The organism is Chamaesiphon sp. (assembly GCF_041737865.1).
Lineage (GTDB): Bacteria > Cyanobacteriota > Cyanobacteriia > Cyanobacteriales > Chamaesiphonaceae > Chamaesiphon.
In genome coordinates this window covers 1-20,227 of record NZ_JBGSQZ010000202.1, presented here as the reverse complement: position 1 = coordinate 20,227, position 20,227 = coordinate 1, and the positions used below count along the sequence as shown (strand labels likewise).

Below are 20,227 nucleotides of genomic sequence, written 5' to 3'. Positions count from 1 at the left end.
ATTGGGAATAATAAATCATAATGCTTGTAAAAGTCTTTTAGATATATACGAGAAAATCAGAAAAAATAATGAACCAAATCAAGATTAGTGTTGTTATTCCCACATACCACCGTAATGAATTGCTGAAGAAATGCTTGGATTGCCTGAAGCCTGGGGTTCAGATATTACCAGCAGATCAGTATGAAGTAATAGTTACTGATGATGGATCTAAAACAACTGCTGAAGGGATGATTCGTGCAGATTATCCCTGGGTACAATGGGTTGCGGCTCCTGGTAAAGGGCCAGCAGCAAATAGAAATAATGGATCAAGATATGCTCGGGGTGAATGGCTGGCTTTTACAGATGATGATTGTTTACCAGAACCAGATTGGTTAAATGCTTTTGTGGCTTCAACAAAAGGCTCAGCTTTGGCTCTAGAGGGTTCAATTCATCCATTAGGAGACATGAATCAAGATTTAGATTCATGTCCGATTAACCTTGATGGTGGATGTTTCTGGTCTGCCAACATTGCCGTTCATCGCACACTGTTTGAAAAAGTAGAAGGGTTCGATCCTAACTACCCTTATGCATACCATGAAGATGCAGACATCCAAGGTCGAATTCTTTCGCACACTAAAATTATTTTCGTCCGAGAAGCTATTGTTTTTCATCCCACCCATAGCAAGACAGTGAAAGAAGTGGTAGCTTTCATCCCAAAGCGTTCGATCGCTACAGCCTATCATATGAATAAACATCGAGGATGTTATGGAGTTTCTGAGGATGTTTTGAGCTTAACTTTTTTCCAATTCAAGTATTGTATTTTACGAATCTTGTATTTCTTACGAGAGCGAAAGCCAAAATCGACATGTGTTGGGATCCTAGAGCTGCTCGTTGGTGTGCCAATGATTTGGATAAATCTTCGACGTTTTAGAAAAGTTAGTTAATGGATGTGTTGTGAAATCAAAATTTTAAAAACATCTGATAGGACATAAAGTTAATTACTATTCGTTTAGTGATTTGTCATCTCGATTCCCGGAAATTTTGAAATCGACGATCTTTCCAGAATTTGTGGCAAATCACATTGCAACACTCAACAGAAGTAAACCGATCGATGTATGCTAACACCAACAAATGAGGTTCTCAACCCAGGAAGATCGCTGATGAACATTTGTATAGTTACTCATTGTGTCATTAAAGGCGACGGTCAAGGACGGGTGAATTATGAGGTGGTGTGTGAAGCCCTGCGCCAGGGACACTCCGTTACGCTAGTCGCCAGTGCAATCAGCCCAGAGCTGGAACAGCATCGCCAGATTGCCTGGGTACCCATCCTTGTCAAGCAAGTGCCAACCGAGCTGTTACGCAATCTCATCTTTTCTCTCAAAAGTGCGGCATGGTTGCGTCACCATGCGCCTGAATTTGATGTCATTAAAGTGAATGGTGCCATCACTTCTGTCCAGTCGGATCTCAATGCGGTGCATTTTGTCCATAGTACTTGGGGGCGATCGCCGTTGCATGTTTGGCACCAAAAACGGGATCTGTACGGTGCTTACCAGTGGCTGTATACAGCCTTAAATGCCTATTGGGAAAAGATTGCTTTCGAGCGAACCAAATTGACGATCGCAGTGTCCGAGAAGATTAAGCAAGAGATCTTAGAACTTGGCATCCCAGTGGAGCGGATTGAGGTCATTGCCAACGGCGTCGATCTAGAGGAGTTTACTCCCGCGCGAGTAGATCGCCGCGAGCTAGGACTGCCAGAGGATGTGCCGCTAGCCTTATTTGTGGGCGATATTCGCATTTCCCGCAAAAATCTCGATACTGTACTCCAGGCTTTGGTAAATGTACCGCAGTTGCATCTGGCGATCGCGGGTGCGCCAGATGGTCGCAACTTTTATCCGCAACTCGCACAAACGTTGGGAGTTAGCGACAGAGTACATTTCCTGGGCTTTCGATCGGATGTTGCCGATCTGATGCGGAGTGCGGATCTGTTTGTCTTTCCATCCCGATACGAACCATTTGGGCTGGTGCTATTGGAGGCGATGGCTTGTCAGTTGCCCGTGATTACGGCTCGCACAGCGGGTGGCTCGGATCTCGTCACCCCTGAGTGTGGTTTCGTGTTAGATGACCCCGATGATGTGGGCGCACTCAGTTTGGCAATGATGCATCTGACACAAGATCCCGCAGCTAGGCACCGGATGGGCAAAGCGGCTCGATCGATCGCCGAGCGATATAGCTGGACTGATATGGCTCGTCACTATCTAGAAATATTTAAGGAGGTAAGTAAATGCTAAAACTAACTATCGTGGTGCCCACCTACCGACGACCGAGCGATCTAGCCCGCTGTTTAACCGCGCTGCAACAGCAAAACCGCCCAGCCGATGAAGTCATTGTCATCGTGCGGGATACGGATACCGCAACGTGGGATTTTCTACGTGACTTTCAGCTAGCAGATCTATCGCTACAGACCGCAACCGTTGCTGTTCCTGGCGTAATTGCCGCCATGAATCTGGGCTTAGCGCAAGCCCACGGGGACATCATTGCCTTTACTGACGATGATGCGGCACCCCACCCAGATTGGTTGGAGCGGATCGAGGCTCACTATCTCGCTAGCGAGCTAGTGGGTGGAGTCGGCGGACGCGACTGGATCTATGAAAATGGAAAACTCATCGACGATTCACGGGCGGTGGTGGGCAAATTGCAATGGTTTGGACGAGCGATCGGCAATCACCATTTGGGCGTGGGGCCAGCCAGAGAGGTGGATATTTTAAAGGGTGTGAATATGAGCTGGCGGCGACAGGCGATCTCACACTTACGATTTGACGAATGTTTACATGGATCGGGTGCCCAGGCGCATTTTGAAATTGCCTTTAGTCTGGCAGTACGACGAGCTGGCTGGAAGATTATCTACGATCCGCTGGTGGCTGTCGATCACTATCCAGCATCGCGGCCAACAGATGACCCCCGCTTGATTCAAAACCTACGCAGCCAATTTAATGCTATTGCGATGACTGATGCCGTTCACAACGAAACGATAGGTCTACTAAAGCATCTCTCTTGGCCAAATCGAGTTGTGTTTGTGCTGTGGGCGGTAGCGATCGGGACGCGAACTGCGCCAGGATTGCTTCAGTATTTGAGATATTTGCCCCAAGAAGGTGCCCTGGCTGGAGACAAGTGGTGGGCTAGCTTACAAGGACGCTGGCAGGGATGGCAGACCTGGAGTAATGTCAAACGCTGCAATCAACGGGAGTCGGTTTGATGAGATTTTGGATTGTTACAAAGGAGAGTGGACTTATCTTGGCAGCCCCTGAAAATACCAATTGTTTAGTACTGTTACTCAACCAGTTGATAAAAGATATCAACCAAAGACGCTTTATGGTGCGAATTGCTTGTACTGACAACACTTGGAGCAGCAAATCTCAAGAATATCTAGATTTATTTGAGACACTCACGCGCACAATATTTTTCTACGCAACATTATGCACGAAACTTTGTTGCGGCAATCCAGGATTTACTGCCAGAGATGATGTAGTTTGCAACGGGCAATTATAGTTTGCACGATGTTGAAATCTCAAAACATTCTTATTGGTATAAAGTAATCGATCAATTCTAAGTAAATCTATTGTGATTATATGCATAAATTACTACTGCTCTTAGCAGTTTTTATCCCTTGTCCCTTTAAGCTTTGGTTTTACCGTAGTCTGTTTGGCTGGAAGATTGGCAACCAGGTAAAAATCGGTTTAAGTTATATCGAAGCCGATAATATAATACTAGAAGATGGTGCACACATTGGGCATTTTAATATAATTAGACAGGTGAAATTATTTCAGTTGTGCAAAAATGCTTATGTTCGAAATTTTAATCAATTTTTTGGAAATGAATATGACTCTTATGAATGGACAAAGAAACTTATAATTGGAGAAAGATCGCTCTGTATGAGCCATCATTTTATAGATGTAGCTGGCACGATTGAAATTGGCAGCGATACAGTAATTGGTGGACGTGACAGTCACTTTTGGAGCCATAGCCTCGAATTTGAGAAGACTTCTTCAAAACTTGTTCCAAAAGATATTTTTATTGGAAATAATGTTTACATTGGTGCAAGGGCATCATTGTTTGGATGTTATATTCCAGACAATGCCATCATTGGAATGGGTAGTGTTGTCACCAAATCATTTAATGGAGAAAATGATAGAGTTTTGATTGCTGGAAATCCTGCTACAATCAAAAAGCGATACAGCACACTATAAACTATTTACTTGTTCGCTATGGTAAGAGCCGTGAGAATTTCAATCATTAAATTACGGAAAAAATAACTAATTTATTATGCCTAGTGCGCCTAGTTTACTTATTTTATTAACAGTCGGATCGAACACTCTAGCAAAAGCATTACTATCGAAAAACATAATGAATTGACAAAGGTAAGATGGACGATTGACTGAATTAACTTATCGTTATAGGTTGGGATAAACATAAATGAACAATAGTAATACAGGTAATTCGGTCAATGCCTCTGCAAACATTCTTTCTGTCGGCTTAGGTTGGTTTCCAACTACTCCAGGTGGGATGGATCGTTATGTCTACGAACTGATGCAACAATTAGCCGCAGCAGGCGATCGGATCGATCTGTGCGGCGTGGGTTTGCCTGCAATTAGTCCCGATCCGGCGATCGGGACGCGGATCTCGCCAGGATTACTGCCGTATCTGCGGTTGTTGCCACAAGAAGGTGCCCTCGCTAGCAATAAGTGGCGGGCTAGTTTGCAAGGACGTTGGCAGGGATGGCAAACTTGGCAACAAAGCAGATTTGCTGAGTTTGGTAAGGATAGCCCATGAAAAGAAATGCGATCCAAACTGCCTTGCAACCTGCACCTGCCTGGACGGCGATCCTGGCACTAATTGCGTTCACAGGTCTATTGTCGAGCGTGGGAGCGGGAAAAGTGCTCAACCTGGCTTTTCCCGCAGGTGCTTTTGCGGTGAGTATTCTGCTCTACTTGCGCGCACCGCTGCTGTATGTAGGTTTTACCTGGTGGATCTGCTTGCTGACCCCGCTGGTACGCAGGTTAGCAGATTATCGCAGCGGCTTTACCGATCCCAGTCCGATCCTGCTGACACCCTATTTGGTGATTCTCGTGACGCTGGTGACGCTCAAACAGCATTTGCCTAAAGCTTACAGTCAGGGTGGTTTACCTTTTTTAATGGCCTTGGCTGGTATTTTCTATGCCATCCTCACTGGGTTAATTTTAAATCCACCAGTGAAAGTGATGATTTCGGCATTGGAATGGCTAGCTCCCGTGCTATTTGGCTTTCATCTGTTTACCAACTGGCATAGCTACCCCGCCTACCGTCAGAACCTCCAGCGGACACTGACTTGGGGCGTATTGGTAATGGGCAGTTATGGTATCGTGCAGTATTTAATCGCGCCAGAATGGGATCGTACTTGGTTGGTTAATACCACTTTATATACGATGGGCAAACCCGAACCTCTGGGGATACGGGTCTGGAGCACATTAAATTCACCAGAACCCTTCGCTGCGATTATGGCGGGTTGCTTGCTATTGCTATTTACCAACCAATCGCCGCTAGGACTGCCAGCAGCGATCGTGGGGTATCTATCTTTTTTGTTGTGTGCCGTGCGATCGGGGTGGCTGGGTTGGCTGGCGGGACTGTTAAGTCTGATTGTCTCGTTGAAGCCAAAATTGCAACTGCGGTTGGCGATCGCGCTGGTGGTGCTAGCGCTTGTCCTCGTGCCCCTAGCGACGGTCGAACCCTTCGCCCAACTCAGCAGCCGACTGGACACCTTTTCCAATTTGGAAAACGACCACAGTGCGATCGAACGCCAGCAGAATTATAATGCCCTGCGCGATTCTGCACTGACGAGTTTTGTCGGACAGGGCATGAGTGGGCAACGGTGGGATAGTGCGATTCTGTCGATGCTATTTGAGTTAGGCTGGATCGGCACAATTGGCTATGCGGGTGGAATTGCGATCCTTACGTCCACCTTGTGCCGATCGGATTCAGCCAGGTTCGATCCATTTATTGCTACTGCCAGAGCGATCGTCATTAGTGCCTTAGTTAGATTCCCAGTGAATGTACCGATGCTCGGTGCCAGTGGTCTATTGCTGTGGAGTTTTTTGGGGATTGGTCTGGCTGGGATTAAATTCAATCGGTGGCAACATCTGCACGCTCAGCATTTTTGATAGCTTCAGGCTGCTACTCCCACAAGTTTCTTAATAATTATTCTCAAATTACCTATGATTCCTATTCGCAACAACATCCAGTATCATCAAGATCGCGAAATATTTTGTGCTGCTAACGATCTGAACCTTTCAGATAGCGACCTTAAAGAATTTACAGCATATCAAACAAAAGATCGACATTGAAAAAACATAATGCACTAACGTAGGATCGATCGTTTTTACCACAGACCCTAAATCCTCGACAAAATTTAGCACCGCCAAAACACAGAGGTTTCTGATGATCGACATTACAGGCTGTTTTAAACAAATTATTAGCGCGATCGACTCGATCTGCAACAGAGATCGGACCTTACTTACCCTGCGCTGGCTGCTGGCCGCTAATTCATCGATCGCTTTAGCACTCGTCTCCGCTTGCTCAACGCAATTATCACCCTCAAATGTTGCGAAACCCATTGCTACTAATACAGCTAATACAGCAGCTACGGCCAGCACCAAAGCCCTCAGCTCGACCTATATCGATCGAGCCTACTTGGACAAGCTCCCCTTTGGTGCTCACTCGCACTGGTTGCAACCTTGGCGGGCTTATTTAGAAACGGTTCCAGCCAACCAGTTTCTCCAGGGGATGGGCATCGGTCTCGATCTCAGCGATCGAGAAAACCCCGATCTGGTGCTCCAAATGCTGGCAACTCACGGCATCCAGACAGCCCGGATTGAGATCGGTTGGAACAACCTCAGTTACGATCGCGAAATTCTCCAAAACGATCGACTCCAGGCAATCCTTAAAGCCTGTAAACGCTGGAACGTGCGCCCCCTAATCTTGCTCAATGCCAATCAAGGTATACCCACCCCAACCCAATTTTTCAAGCGGACAGCAACAGCCAATGCTTCAATCGGATCGCGCGAAATTCAATTGAATGACACCAGCGGTCTGGAGATCGGCAGAAGTGGCTTAAATAACATGACTGATTCTTATTGGGCTGCTGAAGCACTGATTACTGCAATTAATGGTAAGACTATCGTCCTCTCAAAGCCTTTGCACAAGGAGATCGCGGCGGGATCGTCCGTGAGTATGGCAACTTTGAAGTATCGACCCTTCTCAAAGCCTGGAAGTGCCGATTACCAGCAAACGATCGCTGGTTGGCAGCACTATGTTGGTACGGTTGCCAAGTTTGCAGCCACTGTCTTGGGCACTACTCAAAGTAAAGATAAAGGCTTTGACATGGAGATTTGGAACGAACTGACTTTTGGTAGTAAATTTCTGTCGATTAACAATTACTATGACCCAGCTCATGCTACCTATGAGGAGGGAAGCATTGGGGCTAATTTAGTCAAAGCCACCGCAGACTATGCAGTTGCCAATCCTCAACAATTTGCGGGAGTCGAGTTTAGCGATGGTTTTGCTAATACAGTTCCCTGGCCAGCTTCATCAAAACAACCTGTCAGAATTAGTGCGATTAGTAAGCATCCTTATGTAAACCGCAAAAACTTTCCGAAGGATGAACAGAAGGGTGAAAGGATCGATGCATTAGGTGGAATCACTAAATTTATCCCTGAGTATTCTGCCCTATTTCCTGAATATTACGCAACTGCCCTGCAAACAGAAACCCTCCTGCGAGATGCCGCTCCTTTTAATAATAAGATTTATGACGTTTGGCACGGACGGGATGCTCGACAGGTAGATGGACGCGTAGTTCCCACCGATGTGTGGATTACCGAAATAGGCTTTGCGCCCAACGAAAATGGCATTACCGACCCGTCACTAGCCTCAGCACTAAAAGCCAAGACCACCGCTCGCTACTATACCTTTTATCTGAATAAAGGCGTTAACAAGCTCCATCTATATTCTGCCGCTGCTGGGAATCTAGGGCTGGGCATCATGCAAGACAACTTTTTGGAGTATGCGCGCAACCATAGCATCTATCCGCAAGACGATCGAGCCTATGTCTCGCCTGCCCTCAAGATCGCTGGCCGGATCGCGGCACAGATGAGACAGAATTTAGATCCTACTCTGACTCAGGCACGGCAACTTCAACTCGACGCTGTTTGCGATAACCACAACCATTTGCAATTTAGTGGCGATGGCACTGCCGCACATCCAAATCTATATAATCGCGACGTATTTGCCTTCTTGCCTTATCAAGTCAACAGTCGTCGCTTTGTCATTCCGTATTATGTGATGACCCGCGATGTTACCAAAGACTTGCCACCTGAAAAATTCACGATTCAAATATCCAAACTCAAAGCACAGGGGGCTACTGCCAGTGTTTACGATCCAATGTCCGATCTCAGTGTGCCTGTGACGATCGATCGTCGGGGTAGCAATTTCCTAAGTTTAACTTTGTCGGCAACAGATTATCCCTACTTACTAATTATTCAGGAACGGGAAAAATGAAGATCGGATCTTACTAGCTAGGACAAGAGATGAGTTTGTAATTTAGATATCGTAGGCAAAAGAAAATGAAGAAAACAATTAAAATTTATCGCCAATTTTATTCGAAATATCAATTATACATCAACGTTTTTATTTTTTCATGGGCTTTATTTGCTCTCAGCAACAATGGATTTGATAATTCCGAAGGTATATTTCATTACGAAGTTGCAGTTCAAATAGTTAAATATGGACAATTGGGTTTTGACATGCTACCGTCAGGAGTATTTCAATTTGCACCGAATGGCAAAGCTTATGCTTCTCACGAAATTGGTAATACTCTTTTTATGCTACCAACAGCATTTGTAAACATAATATTGGAGAATATTTTATCTAGATTTATCAGTTTAGATAAAATAGTGTTACTGCAAAATTTCATTCTATCCTTTCAAGCGGGTATTTATTCAGCAATTACAGCGACAACCTTCTTTGCGATAATACATGTTAGATTTTTAAAAGCAAAAATCCCTAGCTTTTTAGCAACATTATATCTCATGCTGACTACGTATTTCTGGGCTTATTCTCGCAACTTGTATGATGGTGTCTTATGCGCTACACTCTTGACATTATCTTTCTTTTTATTATTAACATATCGGCAAAAAAACAAGTCATGGTATCTAGTTGGTTGTTTTGTTTGTCTAGGATTTGCTTTCATAACTCGAATATCCATGATATTAGCTATTCTAGTAACTTGTGCTTACTTATTAATTGCTAATCGCTCAGAATTAGTAATACGGATTCAAGAATTTTCCTTAGCAGGATTAACACTTTTACCTTTCATCTTGTGGCAATGTTGGTACAACTACCTTAGAACAGGAATATTTTACCGATCGCCCGTACAAGCAGCAGTATATGCAGAGAATAACGCCTTAGACGGAAATATTTTGGTAGGAATAGCAGGGGTGCTGATTAGCCCTGGCAAAAGTATATTAATTTATGCACCTTTACTAATTATGTCCGCATACTTGTTTAATAAATTTTATCGAGAACATCAAAAAGAAGCTATATATATTGGTGCTTTGACAATACTATGGTTTATACTTCACGGTAGATTAAGAAGTTGGTATGGAGCTTGGGGATGGGGGCCGAGACACTACATTACTATTTTGCCTTTAATATTTTTACCATTTGCCATTAACATCGAGTATGTAATGAAAAAAATAACTTTAAGAATCACTGCCATAATTCTAGGAAGTTTCGGTTTTATGCTTGGGTTGTCTTCAATTATTTCTAATTGGCACTTTCGGATGGAGTATGCCAGACAGAACGGTTTAATGAGTGACAACATATTTATTTGGAGTTTTGGAGATAGCCAATCAATAGATATGCTGAAGGCTGCATTTGGCAATATTGTGCGGATACTAACCCATGCACCCATTATCACGATCGAAGATACATATTCTGAAGCTAATGAATATGCCAGCAGCACTGTAAATCTCTGGGCTAACTCTTTTATTCATGCAGGTATCCCTTGGTATATAGTAGTGATTTTAGTGAGTCCATTAATAATTTTGATGTATTTTTCAACCCGAAATATTCTTGCCCCTGAACGACAGTTATTCGATCCAGATAAATCAATACATGGAAGATAGTCTGATGAAAATTATAATATTTCGGTCAAAAAATTACTTATTCTTGCGAGAGTGTAAAGTCGATCGATTGCAATGGATGCGCTCTTAGCATTTCCGATAGCTTCATTAATCATTAATTATCTCCCCGATAGTTCTCAAGATTTATTTTGATTTCTGGATTTACTGTCTAACAATTATGAGCAAAGTGCCATGTCTTTTAAGGAGTCAACCCCACGCAACAGAATTAAATTCAAATTCTCAGCATACGTTCGTGAACTACGAGTTAAACAATGGACGAAGAACTTAATTATTTTTGCAGCCCCCTTGTTTGCTTTTGATTTTACCAACCGATCGCTATCGGGCAGCCTCATAGCATTCATTTTATTTTGTTGTGCTTCTAGCAGTTTCTATTTGATTAATGACATTATCGATGTGGAATCAGATCGCCTGCATCCAGTCAAGTGTCAGCGTCCGATCGCCGCAGGAACGATCGGTATTTCTGAAGCCACTACTGTCGCCATCATCCTCTTGAGCGTTGCTGCGATCGTTGGCTACAAAACATCATTCGGTTTAGGAACGGCAATTGTCGGATATGCCTTGTTGCAAGTGGCATATAACTTAAAGCTCAAGCATAAAATTTTTGTCGATGTCCTGGCAATCGCCGCTGGGTTTGTATTGAGAGCGTGGGGTGGAGCTGCCGCCACAAGCATTGGATTGTCGCAATGGTTTATCTTATGTACGGCGATGCTGGCACTATTTTTAGCTATTGAAAAACGCAAGGCAGAACTGCGACTTTCAGAAATAAAAGGTAGAAAATCTCGTGCGGTATTACATCGATATTCGCTACCGCTATTAAATAGAATGGAGAGCATCGTCACTAATGGCACGATTGTATTTTACAGCCTTTGGAGTGCTGGCCCTGCCTTCAAAGGAGCTACAACTTCGTGGATGATGTTGACAGTCCCGTTTGTCTTGTACGGGATTTTTCGCTATCAATTATTGAGCGATCCGCAGGAAATTGCACGGACTAATCCTTTATTGGAGCAGGGTGGTAAAACCGAGCGACCGGAAGAGATGTTACTAAAAGATAGGCCACTTTTACTGACAGCGATCGGCTGGCTCGTTACAGTATTTGCGATTCAATTATGCTATAAGCTTCAGTGGATTCATTAGTGTAGAAAGATGAATAAGAATCCGATCGTCTCATGCTTCCCAAATTTTCTCAAGCGAAATCTGCGTGCAGATCGCTATTGCAGCCGCTCGGATACTCTAGCGGCGATCGATCTCGATCGGCTGATAGACTCAGGCATCAAAGGCATCATTCTCGATCTGGATAACACGATCGTTTCCGAAGACGATCGCTATCTATCTCCCGACGCCATCTCCTGGATCGGGCTGGCAAAAACCTCAGGATTTAAGTTGTTTATATTATCGAATGGCAAGCGTCACTATCGAGTTCGATATTGGTCGGAGTATCTAGATATACCAGCACTTAGTCCCGCTCGTAAGCCATTTCCTGGTGCGTTTAACCGAGCACTAAGATCGATGCAGCTTGCTCCCGATCGCGTAATTGTCATTGGCGATAGTCTCCATACCGATCTTTTGGGTGCTTGGATCGTAGGCTGTCCGCACATTCAAGTGGCCTCATTACCTCATCCACCGCGATGGTGGGAAAAATTAATTGGCAAATATGTTCAAAATACCTACCCCAGCGGACAAGAACTATGGGAGTTCAAATCGTCAAATTACTTCAACAATAACTAATTTATGATGCCGAATAGTCCTAGCTTATTAATTTTATTTACAGTCGGTCTGAATACCTTAGCTCAGGCATTGCTAAAACTAGGTGCGGGTCAAAATCCTGTCAACCCCTATTTAGGTGGTGGAATCCTAGCTTATGGATTGAGTACTGTATTCTACGTGATGTTTTTAGGAAAGCTAAATTTGTCGATCGCTTATCCAGTCGTTATTGGTTTGACTGTCCTAGCAACCACCCTCGTCGGAGCTTTCCTATTAGGTGAAAAGGTCGCTCCTTTACACTGGCTGGGAATTGGTCTGATGTTGAGCGGCATCGGTGCGATCGCCTTTGGAAAACTTGTATGACATCACCAGCACAACTACTATTAGTGGGGTTAGGTTGGTTTCCAACCACTCCAGGCGGATTGGATCGCTATTTGTACGAATTGATGCAGCAATTAGTGGCAGAGGGCGACCGAATTGCCCTTTGCGGGAGTGGTTTACCAGAAACCAGCCATCAGGAAGCGATCTCCTTGATAAATTTAGCAGACCCCAAAGATCCTTTGCTCCAACGGTTGTATATCGCCCGTCAGCGATTCCGCGACCGACTATCGCAACTGCCCCGCCCAGATGCGATCAATCTCCACTTTGCGTTATATAGCTTTCCTTTATTACAAGATCTCCCCACTGGGGTACCGATTACTTTCAACTTTCAGGGACCTTGGGCATTAGAAAGTCAGCAGGAAGGTGCAAAGCCCTGGAACGTAGCTTTCAAACGTTGGCTCGAAGGTCGCGTCTATCGTCAGTGCGATCGCTTTATCGTCCTTAGCGATGCCTTTGGCGAAATTTTGCATCGAGAATATACAATTCCCTGGGAACAGATCCATGTTATCCCTGCTGGTGTCGATGTAGAACGTTTCCAAGCAAATTTGACTCGTCAGCAAGCGCGTGAAGCATTAGGCTTTCCCCCAGATCGCCAGATCCTATTTGTGCCCCGCCGCTTAGTCCAACGGATGGGCATCGATATCCTGCTCCAAGCGTTGGTTACTGTCAGATCTAAGGTTCCCGACGTCTGGCTGGCGATCGCTGGCAAAGGAGCTTTACGCCCTGTCCTAGAGCAACAAGCTCAGGAGTTAGGTTTGCAAGACCATGTGAAATTCCTGGGTTACGTCCCCGACGAGCAGCTTCCGATTGCTTATCAATCGGCCGATCTAACTGTCGTTCCTAGCCAATCGCTAGAAGGTTTCGGGCTAATTTTGCTAGAATCTCTGGCTTGTGGCACCCCTGTCCTTTCTACTCCTGTCGGCGGGATGCCAGAAGTACTGCGACCATTTCAATCCACATTAGTCACCGAGACTCCCACCGCCGAGGCGTTAGCCACTCGACTGATCGATTTGCTCACTGGCGCGATTCCCTTGCCCGATCGAGCTGCATGTCGTGCGTATGCTGTCAACAATTTTGATTGGAAAATTATCGCCCCGAAAGTCAGAGAGATTTTACTGATGCCAGTCGATTATTAGCGACGATCTTCACAGTTGGCAAAGATAGACATCGATCGCAATCGATCGCCTGAGATTGGATAGAGCGAGATTGAAAATCGATCGATTGTAAATGGTATTGGCACACCATTTACAATCGACTTGTAGTTGGAAAGTTCGCCAAACTATTTGGTATTCAAATTGGGCAAAATAAACGGATGTTTCCACTCGATCTAAATTTATACCCGTTACAGCAGAAAATACTCATGAGTGCTTAAAACCTAAAGAGCCTTTAATCTAAACCCTCCGCCGTTTCTCCATCTCCTTGCGCGATCGACTCCCGAACAGCTTGAGCCAACTCTGCGATCGAACATTGATACAACTGACACAAAGCCGCCGTCTTATCGATTGAGAGTGTCGGAATCGTGCGCCCCTTTTCCCAATTGCGTACCGAAGACTCAGCCACACCAATCCTACTCGCTACATCAACCGTGCGGAGCTTTACTCTGAGGCGCAGTTGTTTCATATTCATGCCAGTTACGTTATCCATTGAATTTAGCGCAATGGGTTGACGTTTAGATCTAGCATAATTATAATGAGTAGAACTAACCAGCGAATCGACTGCCAGGAAGAATCGCAATCACAAACGTCAACCTCTTGCGAGGTCAAAGTCTTATGATGACATGACAGCGCAGGCAATCGATAGTCTAAACGCATAAAAATCAGGTGATGCTAGCAGTATTTAACTACTGGCAACGCTGCTGCATCGAAATTAGAACTATGAAGGCATCGGAAACAGAGCATTTTCAGCAGATATCCCAATCGGCTTGGCAACAACTCCACCAAGCAATTATCGATCTGTGTCCCCAACACTTTTCAATAGCCGATGGCGAACAATTGACCATTCTCCTGATTCAGCAATTAAGCCATAACTTACAAGCCCAAAACCTAGCGGAGTTCTGGAATCATTGCCAAGAATATGGTGAATCAGTTGACAAGATCGCACTCGAACTGTCGAGATTACCGCCGACGCTTGAATTTGTCGATCGATTGCCCGTTAATTGCTTCAGCCCTGGAGCCTACGTTCGCTGGAAACCACTGCCAGAAGATGCTGACGAAACCGACACTGGCACGATCGTTGGTAGCTTCTATGCACCTTCCCAGCAAGGTTGGAGCTGGAGATATCTAGTCTTACTAGATCGATCGAGTTATAGTCGGCAGTTTTGTATCGCTGATACCGCCTGGGAATCGGATTTAGAGGGATGGCAGCAACAGCAATGCCACTGAATATTCCTCGTAGATTGGGGCAACGAGAAATCGACTTAATCGAGCAACTCGCTCACTGCCACTTAGAAATGACTCCCCGCCAATTTGAAGCTAAATGGGATGTCGATCGCTCTCAAATTGCCGCTTTATGTCATTGTTCCTTGGGAAATGTCAAGCGGTGGTTCAGGACTGATGACAACTACCGATCGCCAACCAAATACCATCGACGTTATCTCGCGCTCTCAGATTTGTATTTAGAGCACTTCGAGCGATTACCCCTAGAACTCCAGCAACTAATTTGTATCGAGCGATAGGTCGAATCTTTACAAAAAAGGATCGTTCCGATCCTAGTTAGGGCTTGCTGAATTAGTCCCTGATGCTGTTCTAAAGCCTGAACTCCTTGCTAAAAAATGGTTTTGTTGCAAATATTCTCACTCGATCGCCAGATTCAAGAGAGCGAGTAGATGCCATCATTTCATTGCCGCGATCGCAAACTCAGAAAACGAAACATCGCAAAATTGATTGCACCACTGCCGAAAAAGAGTATGAGCAATTACTATTCCCTGTCTGTGCCATCTTCAACTATGTCCAATGGCGCGAAGGATTTCAGAAATACTGGAACTATGAGCCAGAGAAACTAGCACTCGCCCGACAGTTTGAATTAGAAATTGTCAAAAGATTCGAGCATTATCAACTTCCCATTATTCAATTGCGCCCAGAGCTGTCGAAGGTAGCCGTTTGTCAGATCTTTGAAGATATGCACGAAATGCCTACTCCGATGACCTTCTTCGACCTCATAACCGCCTGTTTTGCCGCAGAAGACTTCTCACTGCGCGATCATTTTGATGGTGTCAGTCAGCAGTTATCCAAATTTGGAGTACTTCAGGGAGTGCGGAATACTGATTGGTTGTCAGCAGTGACTCTAGTTGCTACTTACCATCGTCGAGAGCGAGTGCTGAAGCAGAATCCGCTCGTAACCCAATTACCAACGGTAGGCTGCGGTCGTCAGAATATTCTCAATTTGGAATTAGCGGATTATCAACAATTTGCACCGCTGACATTAGCAGGTTTCGAGCAGTCTGCAAAATTCTTGCATAGTTTAGGATTCGTCCATCCTGAAGATATTGCTTATCCCAGTCAGTTACTAGCTCTAGCCTCAGTACTAGCAATTGTCGGATTGCCTAACGATCTGGGGCGCACTCAATTAGAACAGTGGTGGTGGTCGTGTTCGTTTGGAGAAGTCTATAATAACTGGCAAAACAAATGTACGGCTAGTGATACGATCGAGATTCCCCAATGGTTAGCTGGCGGAAATACTCCGAGTAATCTCGATTCGGCACATTTCAATCGGGAACGATTATTGCAAGTGACCCGACGACAGGGGGCAATTTACAAGAGTTTGAATGCACTGTTACGCAAACAGGGTGCGATCGATTTTGTCTCTGGGGAAGTACTGCGGGATGTCAAAGCATTCGATGGTGAGATTGAGTCTCATCATGTGTTCCCCGAAGCTTGGTGCAAGCAGCAGGGGATTCCGGCAGCTCGATATAATTGTCTGCTGAATCGGACTCCATTGAAAAGAGATACTAACCGTTTTATCGGTTTTCAGCCGCCATCAGTGTATTTAGCTCGATTGGTAGTGTAATTTTGAGGTAATGTCACTTCGCTTTTTTAGCTCGCCCTTGGTGGACAACCATTTGGGAGAACGATTTACCACAGCGGGAACAGGCACCTTCCTCCCACTCTGCTGGGACGTTAAAAGATTTTTTGCACTTAGGGCATTTCGACAACAAATACAATCCGTGGCGATCGCAGGCATTAACTCCCTTAAACTGCCACTCAATGAGGTGACAAGGGGTATCTATATAGCAAGCGGCGCATAGGCAAACTGTTTTAGGCGGTTTCATCGCTTGGTCTGAGGAAGGCAGCATTTGAGCTAGTCGATCGGCACTAACCTCAACAATTTCTCCTAGTACTTCCAATTCCCGATTAGTAGGAAACAACGGTTTCAAATACAGCTTCTTCCACCGCGAGACTCCAGCTTTAATCCCAGTTACACGACCAATTTGGTATGTTGTCCAAACATTGGCTCGTTCAAAACGACCCAAGAAATGACTGATACTTTCTCCTGGATAAGGTTCGACTCTCTCTAATTTAATTTCATGAAATTCATTAACGGTTATAAAATCCAAATCAGCTCCCTTAATTTAGTGCATTGTCACTACGAGGATAGCTACCTTGAATAGTTTCAATTATTGATTTATCTATTTTAGTTTTCTTCAAAATTGTTTTGGCGTTGATTTTAACAATTCTTTCCTCAGTTTCTAAAGCTTTAAGAATCTTATAATAAATCTCATTAAGCTTGTTTTTGAGTAATTTTTTCGCAGCATTTCTGAGTATCTTATCCAATGAGCCTAGATCTCCAAGGGTCATCGTTTCTAGCTCGACAAATAGCTCTTTATCGATTTCGGCTTTGCTGGAATCCACATTATTTTTCTGATATTTTAAAAGCGGAACCGTTCTTCCAGTATTCAGAGGGTCTGGCATCTGGATGTAATATTTTCCCCAGAGCTTTAGAATTTCCTTCAGCTTGTCACCAGTGAATTCTTCAAAGAAAAAGGTATTGGAAAAACGCCGCTTAAACTCTTTGTCTTTTTCTATTAATGAGTCTAATCGATTACTCGTCCCAATTACAATTGGAATAACTTTCAGATCGTCATCATCATATAAATTCCTAACTGTTTTAAGTGCGTCATAGTGAAGATCGTGAGCTTCGTCAATGAGAATCGCTCGAACTTTGTACTGTTTTAAAAACTTCTTGACTCGCTGTTTTAATTGCATTGAAGTTCCACTAGTTGGCTTTTTGAGGGCGATTAAAATTAGCTGAAGAAATTGAATGGCCGTACGCTTTTTATCACCAATCTCTATATAAAGCATGGGAATTTCAGGAAGTTGATTTGTATTCTCCTGATTTGATTTAAACTCCTGCTGACAAAACTTGCAGGCACAAGTTTTGCCAACGCCAGTTTCACCTATTGCCTTGCCAGGTTCTCTCATTTCCACTCGATCTCGTACCCAAGCAATAAAGCTGGATACCTGATCGAGTTTCAAAATTTCAGTTTCAGCTTGGATTTGGATGATAGCTGCAAACATGCCATTAATGACTGTTGTTAACTCATCCAATTGTTCCTTTGGATTAGAGAGTGCAGCGATGACGGAATGCAATAGCTCTTGAGTTAATTTGAGATCTGCTCTAGAGAGAGTATCAATAGCAGATCGCAGTCGATCGTGTGATACAGATTCTTTTGGTTGGGTAAGAACATCGATCGCATCCAACTGTTGCGATCGCAAAGTAACTGTTGGCATAAGTCTATCAAGAAACGCAAATGGTGTTAACGGAATTTACTGTAGGTCATACGTTCTATCGTGTGCTCGACTTCGTAGGAATAATCCTCATCATCCTCATCAGCATCGTCTTCGTCAACAATTGGTTGAGGTGGAGATAGGGTTACTTCGAGGGAGACAGACAGTTGCTCTACCTGAGGTTTCGATCCACTGTTGGCTAGAGCTATCGATATATCATCTAGGTATGACTCTTTCACCACAGGTTTGGAGGCATTCCTGTGACGGTCCTCCTCATAACGAGCTGGAGCGGGATTGACCTTTGCATCCTCAACGTTGCGGCGATCGCTTCTTGTTAAATTCTGCTTGCTGGCGAAGAGTTTTCTACGGCGGATAGTTTCTTCTCGAATAGCGACATTATTGATCTGTTTACCAGCTAATTTGAGCTTTTTAACAGAGTGTCTGACATCTTCAAGTGATAACCGATCTGCTTCTAGCCCAACAGCGCGAGCGCGAGAGATGAACTTTTCTCGGCCATCTCGGTGACTGTAAACCAACAGCATCGTAATATCCCTGGGGTCAAATTTTAAAAAAACATCATTGCCAACGTGTTGCCCTAAGTACTCCCCTTTATAGAGTAGATTCTCAAACTTGATATAGCCACCGTCGTAAACAACACGCTCATTTGTTTGCATCAGACAAATGTCGAGTTCTCGTGGTTTAATTACCGCAGGTGGAGTCTGTAATCCAGCCTCCCACCGTTTCATGCGACTTTGTTCGGGCGCGAAAGGGTTGGCTCTGGTACGCGGATCGGGTTTTTGATTATAGTTATCAACAAGATATCCAACTAAAACCATGTCTAAATCTCGCAGCGTCATTTTGACAACCTTTGCAATATCTTTTGGACGCTTTTGGACATTAGGACCCGTGTAAGCTGGAGCTTCACTCAAAAGTTCGCTTACAGTACGGAAAGGACGCTCGACAATTCCACCTTGAGAGGGCTGTTCTCGACGTTTTGCTTCAAAGCCTAGCTGATCGCCCACGTACACCAAGAAATTAAAGTCTTTACCACCATCTGTATAGATGTATCGAGGAGAGCCACGCGTTATCCAACTACATCTTAGCTGGTATTCTGGAGCATATTGCTTGGGTAGCATCGCGTGTCGCAAAGCTAGGGCAACCACCAGAGAACTGGGTGCTTTGAATCCTAGTCGATACCCCACAATGCAACGTGAGTAGCAATCAATGACTGTCGTGAGAATCGGACGACCAATCTCCACACCATCCTCATCAACAAGTAATATATCTGCTTTAGTGTGATCGATTTGCCAAACTTGATTGCTGCGAGTGACGGAGATATTCTCCTGGTCGCGAGTTCTGAGAATTAAGGTATCACCGTGCCATCCGGGACTGCGACTACTTTTTGCGGTATTGTTGCTCTCTTCAATTGGCTTCAACCAAATTTCTACGGTTCTAGTACAGGGGGGTTGACCGTATTCCCGCCAAAACTCGAATGCTACGAGCGACTGCTTCTGCTCCTCAAGTTTCATGATGCACTTATGCACTTCCTGTGTATCCAGCTTTCGTTTCCGTAGCTCAGAGAGCTTAGTCTTTAGGTCTGAGATTTGTGTCTGAATCTCACGCCTGTGCTCGTTACAAATCTCCTTACGTTCTTCAATTAACCTTGAAAGTTCTAGATCGAGTTCTTCCTTAGCAAAGCCTGCTGCCTCCAATCTGGCGACTTCATCTGACAACTCCAGCTTCACATACTCATAAATCTGGTCTTCAATATGGCTCACAGCTTGAGTACGAGTCATTAATTTGTCACCTTTGTTCCCTCCCTCGTAAATCTTGAGACTTAGGTTATACCAATATTCGCTCCGACGAGATTGGCCAACATCTGCTCTTTTTGCTTTGAAGAATGAAGCCGTACCCAACTCAATCCAGTCTTGAAAAATACGTCTGACTTGGCGGGTCGATTTCTTTAGCCTCTTTGCTCCTTCTCTAAGTTGTTCACAGAATAAGTTACGGTTGTGTCGTGCGGCTAATAGGTTACGGATGACATCTCGTTTTAACTTTTGATCGTCTGTCAATTGGACGCATTTGAGTTGCGAGGAAGAAGGCTAACAGAAGATCGTTTACCGAACTTGCTAATTGACATTAAAAATATAGTGGATGGTCAAAGCCAAACAGATCCAAAGTTTAAGACAAATCGTTTATACACTCGAATTAGTA

22 protein-coding genes are annotated in these 20,227 nt (G+C 44.4%); 17 read left to right on the top strand and 5 right to left on the bottom strand.

Translation table 11 applies throughout. The annotated features are described in order from the left end of the window. Positions 1-68: 68 nt before the first annotated feature. The 14 genes from ACEW9J_RS15285 to ACEW9J_RS15220 all read left to right on the top strand — a co-directional run bounded on the left by ACEW9J_RS15285 (position 69) and on the right by ACEW9J_RS15220 (position 13,426). Complete coding sequence (locus ACEW9J_RS15285) at positions 69-923, top strand: glycosyltransferase family 2 protein (protein WP_373545973.1); 855 nt, start codon at positions 69-71, stop codon at positions 921-923. A 171-nt stretch (positions 924-1,094) separates the two neighbouring features. Continuing rightward, the gene (locus tag ACEW9J_RS15280; protein WP_373545972.1) at positions 1,095-2,267 is read left to right on the top strand and encodes a glycosyltransferase family 4 protein; all 1,173 of its coding nucleotides are present in this window, start codon (positions 1,095-1,097) and stop codon (positions 2,265-2,267) included. Beyond that, positions 2,261-3,232, top strand: coding sequence for a glycosyltransferase family 2 protein (locus ACEW9J_RS15275; RefSeq protein ID WP_373545971.1), 972 nt, complete (start codon positions 2,261-2,263; stop codon positions 3,230-3,232). Before ACEW9J_RS15280 ends, ACEW9J_RS15275 begins: the two co-directional genes overlap by 7 nt. 38 nt (positions 3,233-3,270) lie before the next feature. Continuing rightward, positions 3,271-3,525, top strand: coding sequence for a hypothetical protein (locus ACEW9J_RS15270; protein ID WP_373545970.1), 255 nt, complete (start codon positions 3,271-3,273; stop codon positions 3,523-3,525). 80 nt (positions 3,526-3,605) lie between these two features. Beyond that, entirely contained in the window at positions 3,606-4,223 is a 618-nt protein-coding gene (locus ACEW9J_RS15265; protein WP_373545969.1) for a DapH/DapD/GlmU-related protein, read from the top strand. A gap of 226 nt (positions 4,224-4,449) precedes the next feature. Further along, positions 4,450-4,806 carry a hypothetical protein gene (locus ACEW9J_RS15260; protein ID WP_373545968.1) on the top strand — a complete coding sequence of 119 codons (357 nt, stop codon included), beginning with the start codon at positions 4,450-4,452 and terminating at the stop codon, positions 4,804-4,806. Next, positions 4,803-6,170: an O-antigen ligase domain-containing protein gene (locus ACEW9J_RS15255; RefSeq protein ID WP_373545967.1), complete on the top strand. Its 1,368-nt coding sequence runs from the start codon at positions 4,803-4,805 to the stop codon at positions 6,168-6,170. Before ACEW9J_RS15260 ends, ACEW9J_RS15255 begins: the two co-directional genes overlap by 4 nt. A gap of 54 nt (positions 6,171-6,224) precedes the next feature. Continuing rightward, positions 6,225-6,353 carry a hypothetical protein gene (locus ACEW9J_RS15250; protein ID WP_373545966.1) on the top strand — a complete coding sequence of 43 codons (129 nt, stop codon included), beginning with the start codon at positions 6,225-6,227 and terminating at the stop codon, positions 6,351-6,353. A 94-nt stretch (positions 6,354-6,447) separates the two neighbouring features. Continuing rightward, complete coding sequence (locus ACEW9J_RS15245; protein ID WP_373545965.1) at positions 6,448-8,562, top strand: hypothetical protein; 2,115 nt, start codon at positions 6,448-6,450, stop codon at positions 8,560-8,562. A 65-nt stretch (positions 8,563-8,627) separates the two neighbouring features. Next, positions 8,628-10,190 carry a glycosyltransferase family 39 protein gene (locus ACEW9J_RS15240; RefSeq protein ID WP_373545964.1) on the top strand — a complete coding sequence of 521 codons (1,563 nt, stop codon included), beginning with the start codon at positions 8,628-8,630 and terminating at the stop codon, positions 10,188-10,190. A gap of 189 nt (positions 10,191-10,379) precedes the next feature. Continuing rightward, positions 10,380-11,342: a decaprenyl-phosphate phosphoribosyltransferase gene (locus ACEW9J_RS15235; protein ID WP_373545963.1), complete on the top strand. Its 963-nt coding sequence runs from the start codon at positions 10,380-10,382 to the stop codon at positions 11,340-11,342. Between the two features lie 9 nt (positions 11,343-11,351). After that, complete coding sequence (locus ACEW9J_RS15230; RefSeq protein WP_373545962.1) at positions 11,352-11,933, top strand: YqeG family HAD IIIA-type phosphatase; 582 nt, start codon at positions 11,352-11,354, stop codon at positions 11,931-11,933. 6 nt (positions 11,934-11,939) lie between these two features. Next, positions 11,940-12,272: an SMR family transporter gene (locus ACEW9J_RS15225; protein WP_373545980.1), complete on the top strand. Its 333-nt coding sequence runs from the start codon at positions 11,940-11,942 to the stop codon at positions 12,270-12,272. Beyond that, a complete protein-coding gene (locus ACEW9J_RS15220) occupies positions 12,269-13,426 on the top strand; it encodes a glycosyltransferase family 4 protein (RefSeq protein WP_373545961.1) in 1,158 nt (385 codons plus the stop codon). Before ACEW9J_RS15225 ends, ACEW9J_RS15220 begins: the two co-directional genes overlap by 4 nt. A gap of 9 nt (positions 13,427-13,435) precedes the next feature. Here ACEW9J_RS15220 and ACEW9J_RS15215 read toward each other — a convergent pair whose 3' ends face one another. Both ACEW9J_RS15215 and ACEW9J_RS15210 read right to left on the bottom strand, forming a co-directional pair. Next, positions 13,436-13,612, bottom strand: coding sequence for a hypothetical protein (locus ACEW9J_RS15215; protein WP_373545960.1), 177 nt, complete (start codon positions 13,610-13,612; stop codon positions 13,436-13,438). A gap of 64 nt (positions 13,613-13,676) precedes the next feature. After that, entirely contained in the window at positions 13,677-13,934 is a 258-nt protein-coding gene (locus ACEW9J_RS15210) for a helix-turn-helix transcriptional regulator (protein WP_373545959.1), read from the bottom strand. Between the two features lie 176 nt (positions 13,935-14,110). Here ACEW9J_RS15210 and ACEW9J_RS15205 point away from each other — a divergent pair, with 176 nt between their 5' ends. The 3 genes from ACEW9J_RS15205 to ACEW9J_RS15195 all read left to right on the top strand — a co-directional run bounded on the left by ACEW9J_RS15205 (position 14,111) and on the right by ACEW9J_RS15195 (position 16,295). Then, positions 14,111-14,671 (top strand): hypothetical protein, encoded by a 561-nt coding sequence (locus ACEW9J_RS15205; RefSeq protein ID WP_373545958.1) that lies wholly within the window; start codon positions 14,111-14,113, stop codon positions 14,669-14,671. Then, positions 14,647-14,964, top strand: a complete 318-nt coding sequence (locus ACEW9J_RS15200) for a helix-turn-helix domain-containing protein (protein ID WP_373545957.1) — start codon at positions 14,647-14,649, stop codon at positions 14,962-14,964. The genes ACEW9J_RS15205 and ACEW9J_RS15200 overlap by 25 nt, the downstream gene beginning before the upstream one ends. Positions 14,965-15,050: 86 nt before the next feature. Next, complete coding sequence (locus ACEW9J_RS15195; RefSeq protein ID WP_373545956.1) at positions 15,051-16,295, top strand: hypothetical protein; 1,245 nt, start codon at positions 15,051-15,053, stop codon at positions 16,293-16,295. Between the two features lie 13 nt (positions 16,296-16,308). Here the strand turns inward: ACEW9J_RS15195 and ACEW9J_RS15190 are convergent, their stop codons facing one another. From ACEW9J_RS15190 to ACEW9J_RS15180, 3 genes are read right to left on the bottom strand one after another with little or no spacing between them, the layout of a single operon-like run. Continuing rightward, positions 16,309-16,842 (bottom strand): hypothetical protein, encoded by a 534-nt coding sequence (locus ACEW9J_RS15190; RefSeq protein WP_373545955.1) that lies wholly within the window; start codon positions 16,840-16,842, stop codon positions 16,309-16,311. 10 nt (positions 16,843-16,852) lie between these two features. Next, the gene (locus ACEW9J_RS15185) at positions 16,853-17,986 is read right to left on the bottom strand and encodes an AAA family ATPase (protein ID WP_373545954.1); all 1,134 of its coding nucleotides are present in this window, start codon (positions 17,984-17,986) and stop codon (positions 16,853-16,855) included. Between the two features lie 56 nt (positions 17,987-18,042). Continuing rightward, positions 18,043-20,085 (bottom strand): Mu transposase C-terminal domain-containing protein, encoded by a 2,043-nt coding sequence (locus ACEW9J_RS15180; protein WP_373545953.1) that lies wholly within the window; start codon positions 20,083-20,085, stop codon positions 18,043-18,045. Positions 20,086-20,227 lie beyond the last annotated feature (142 nt).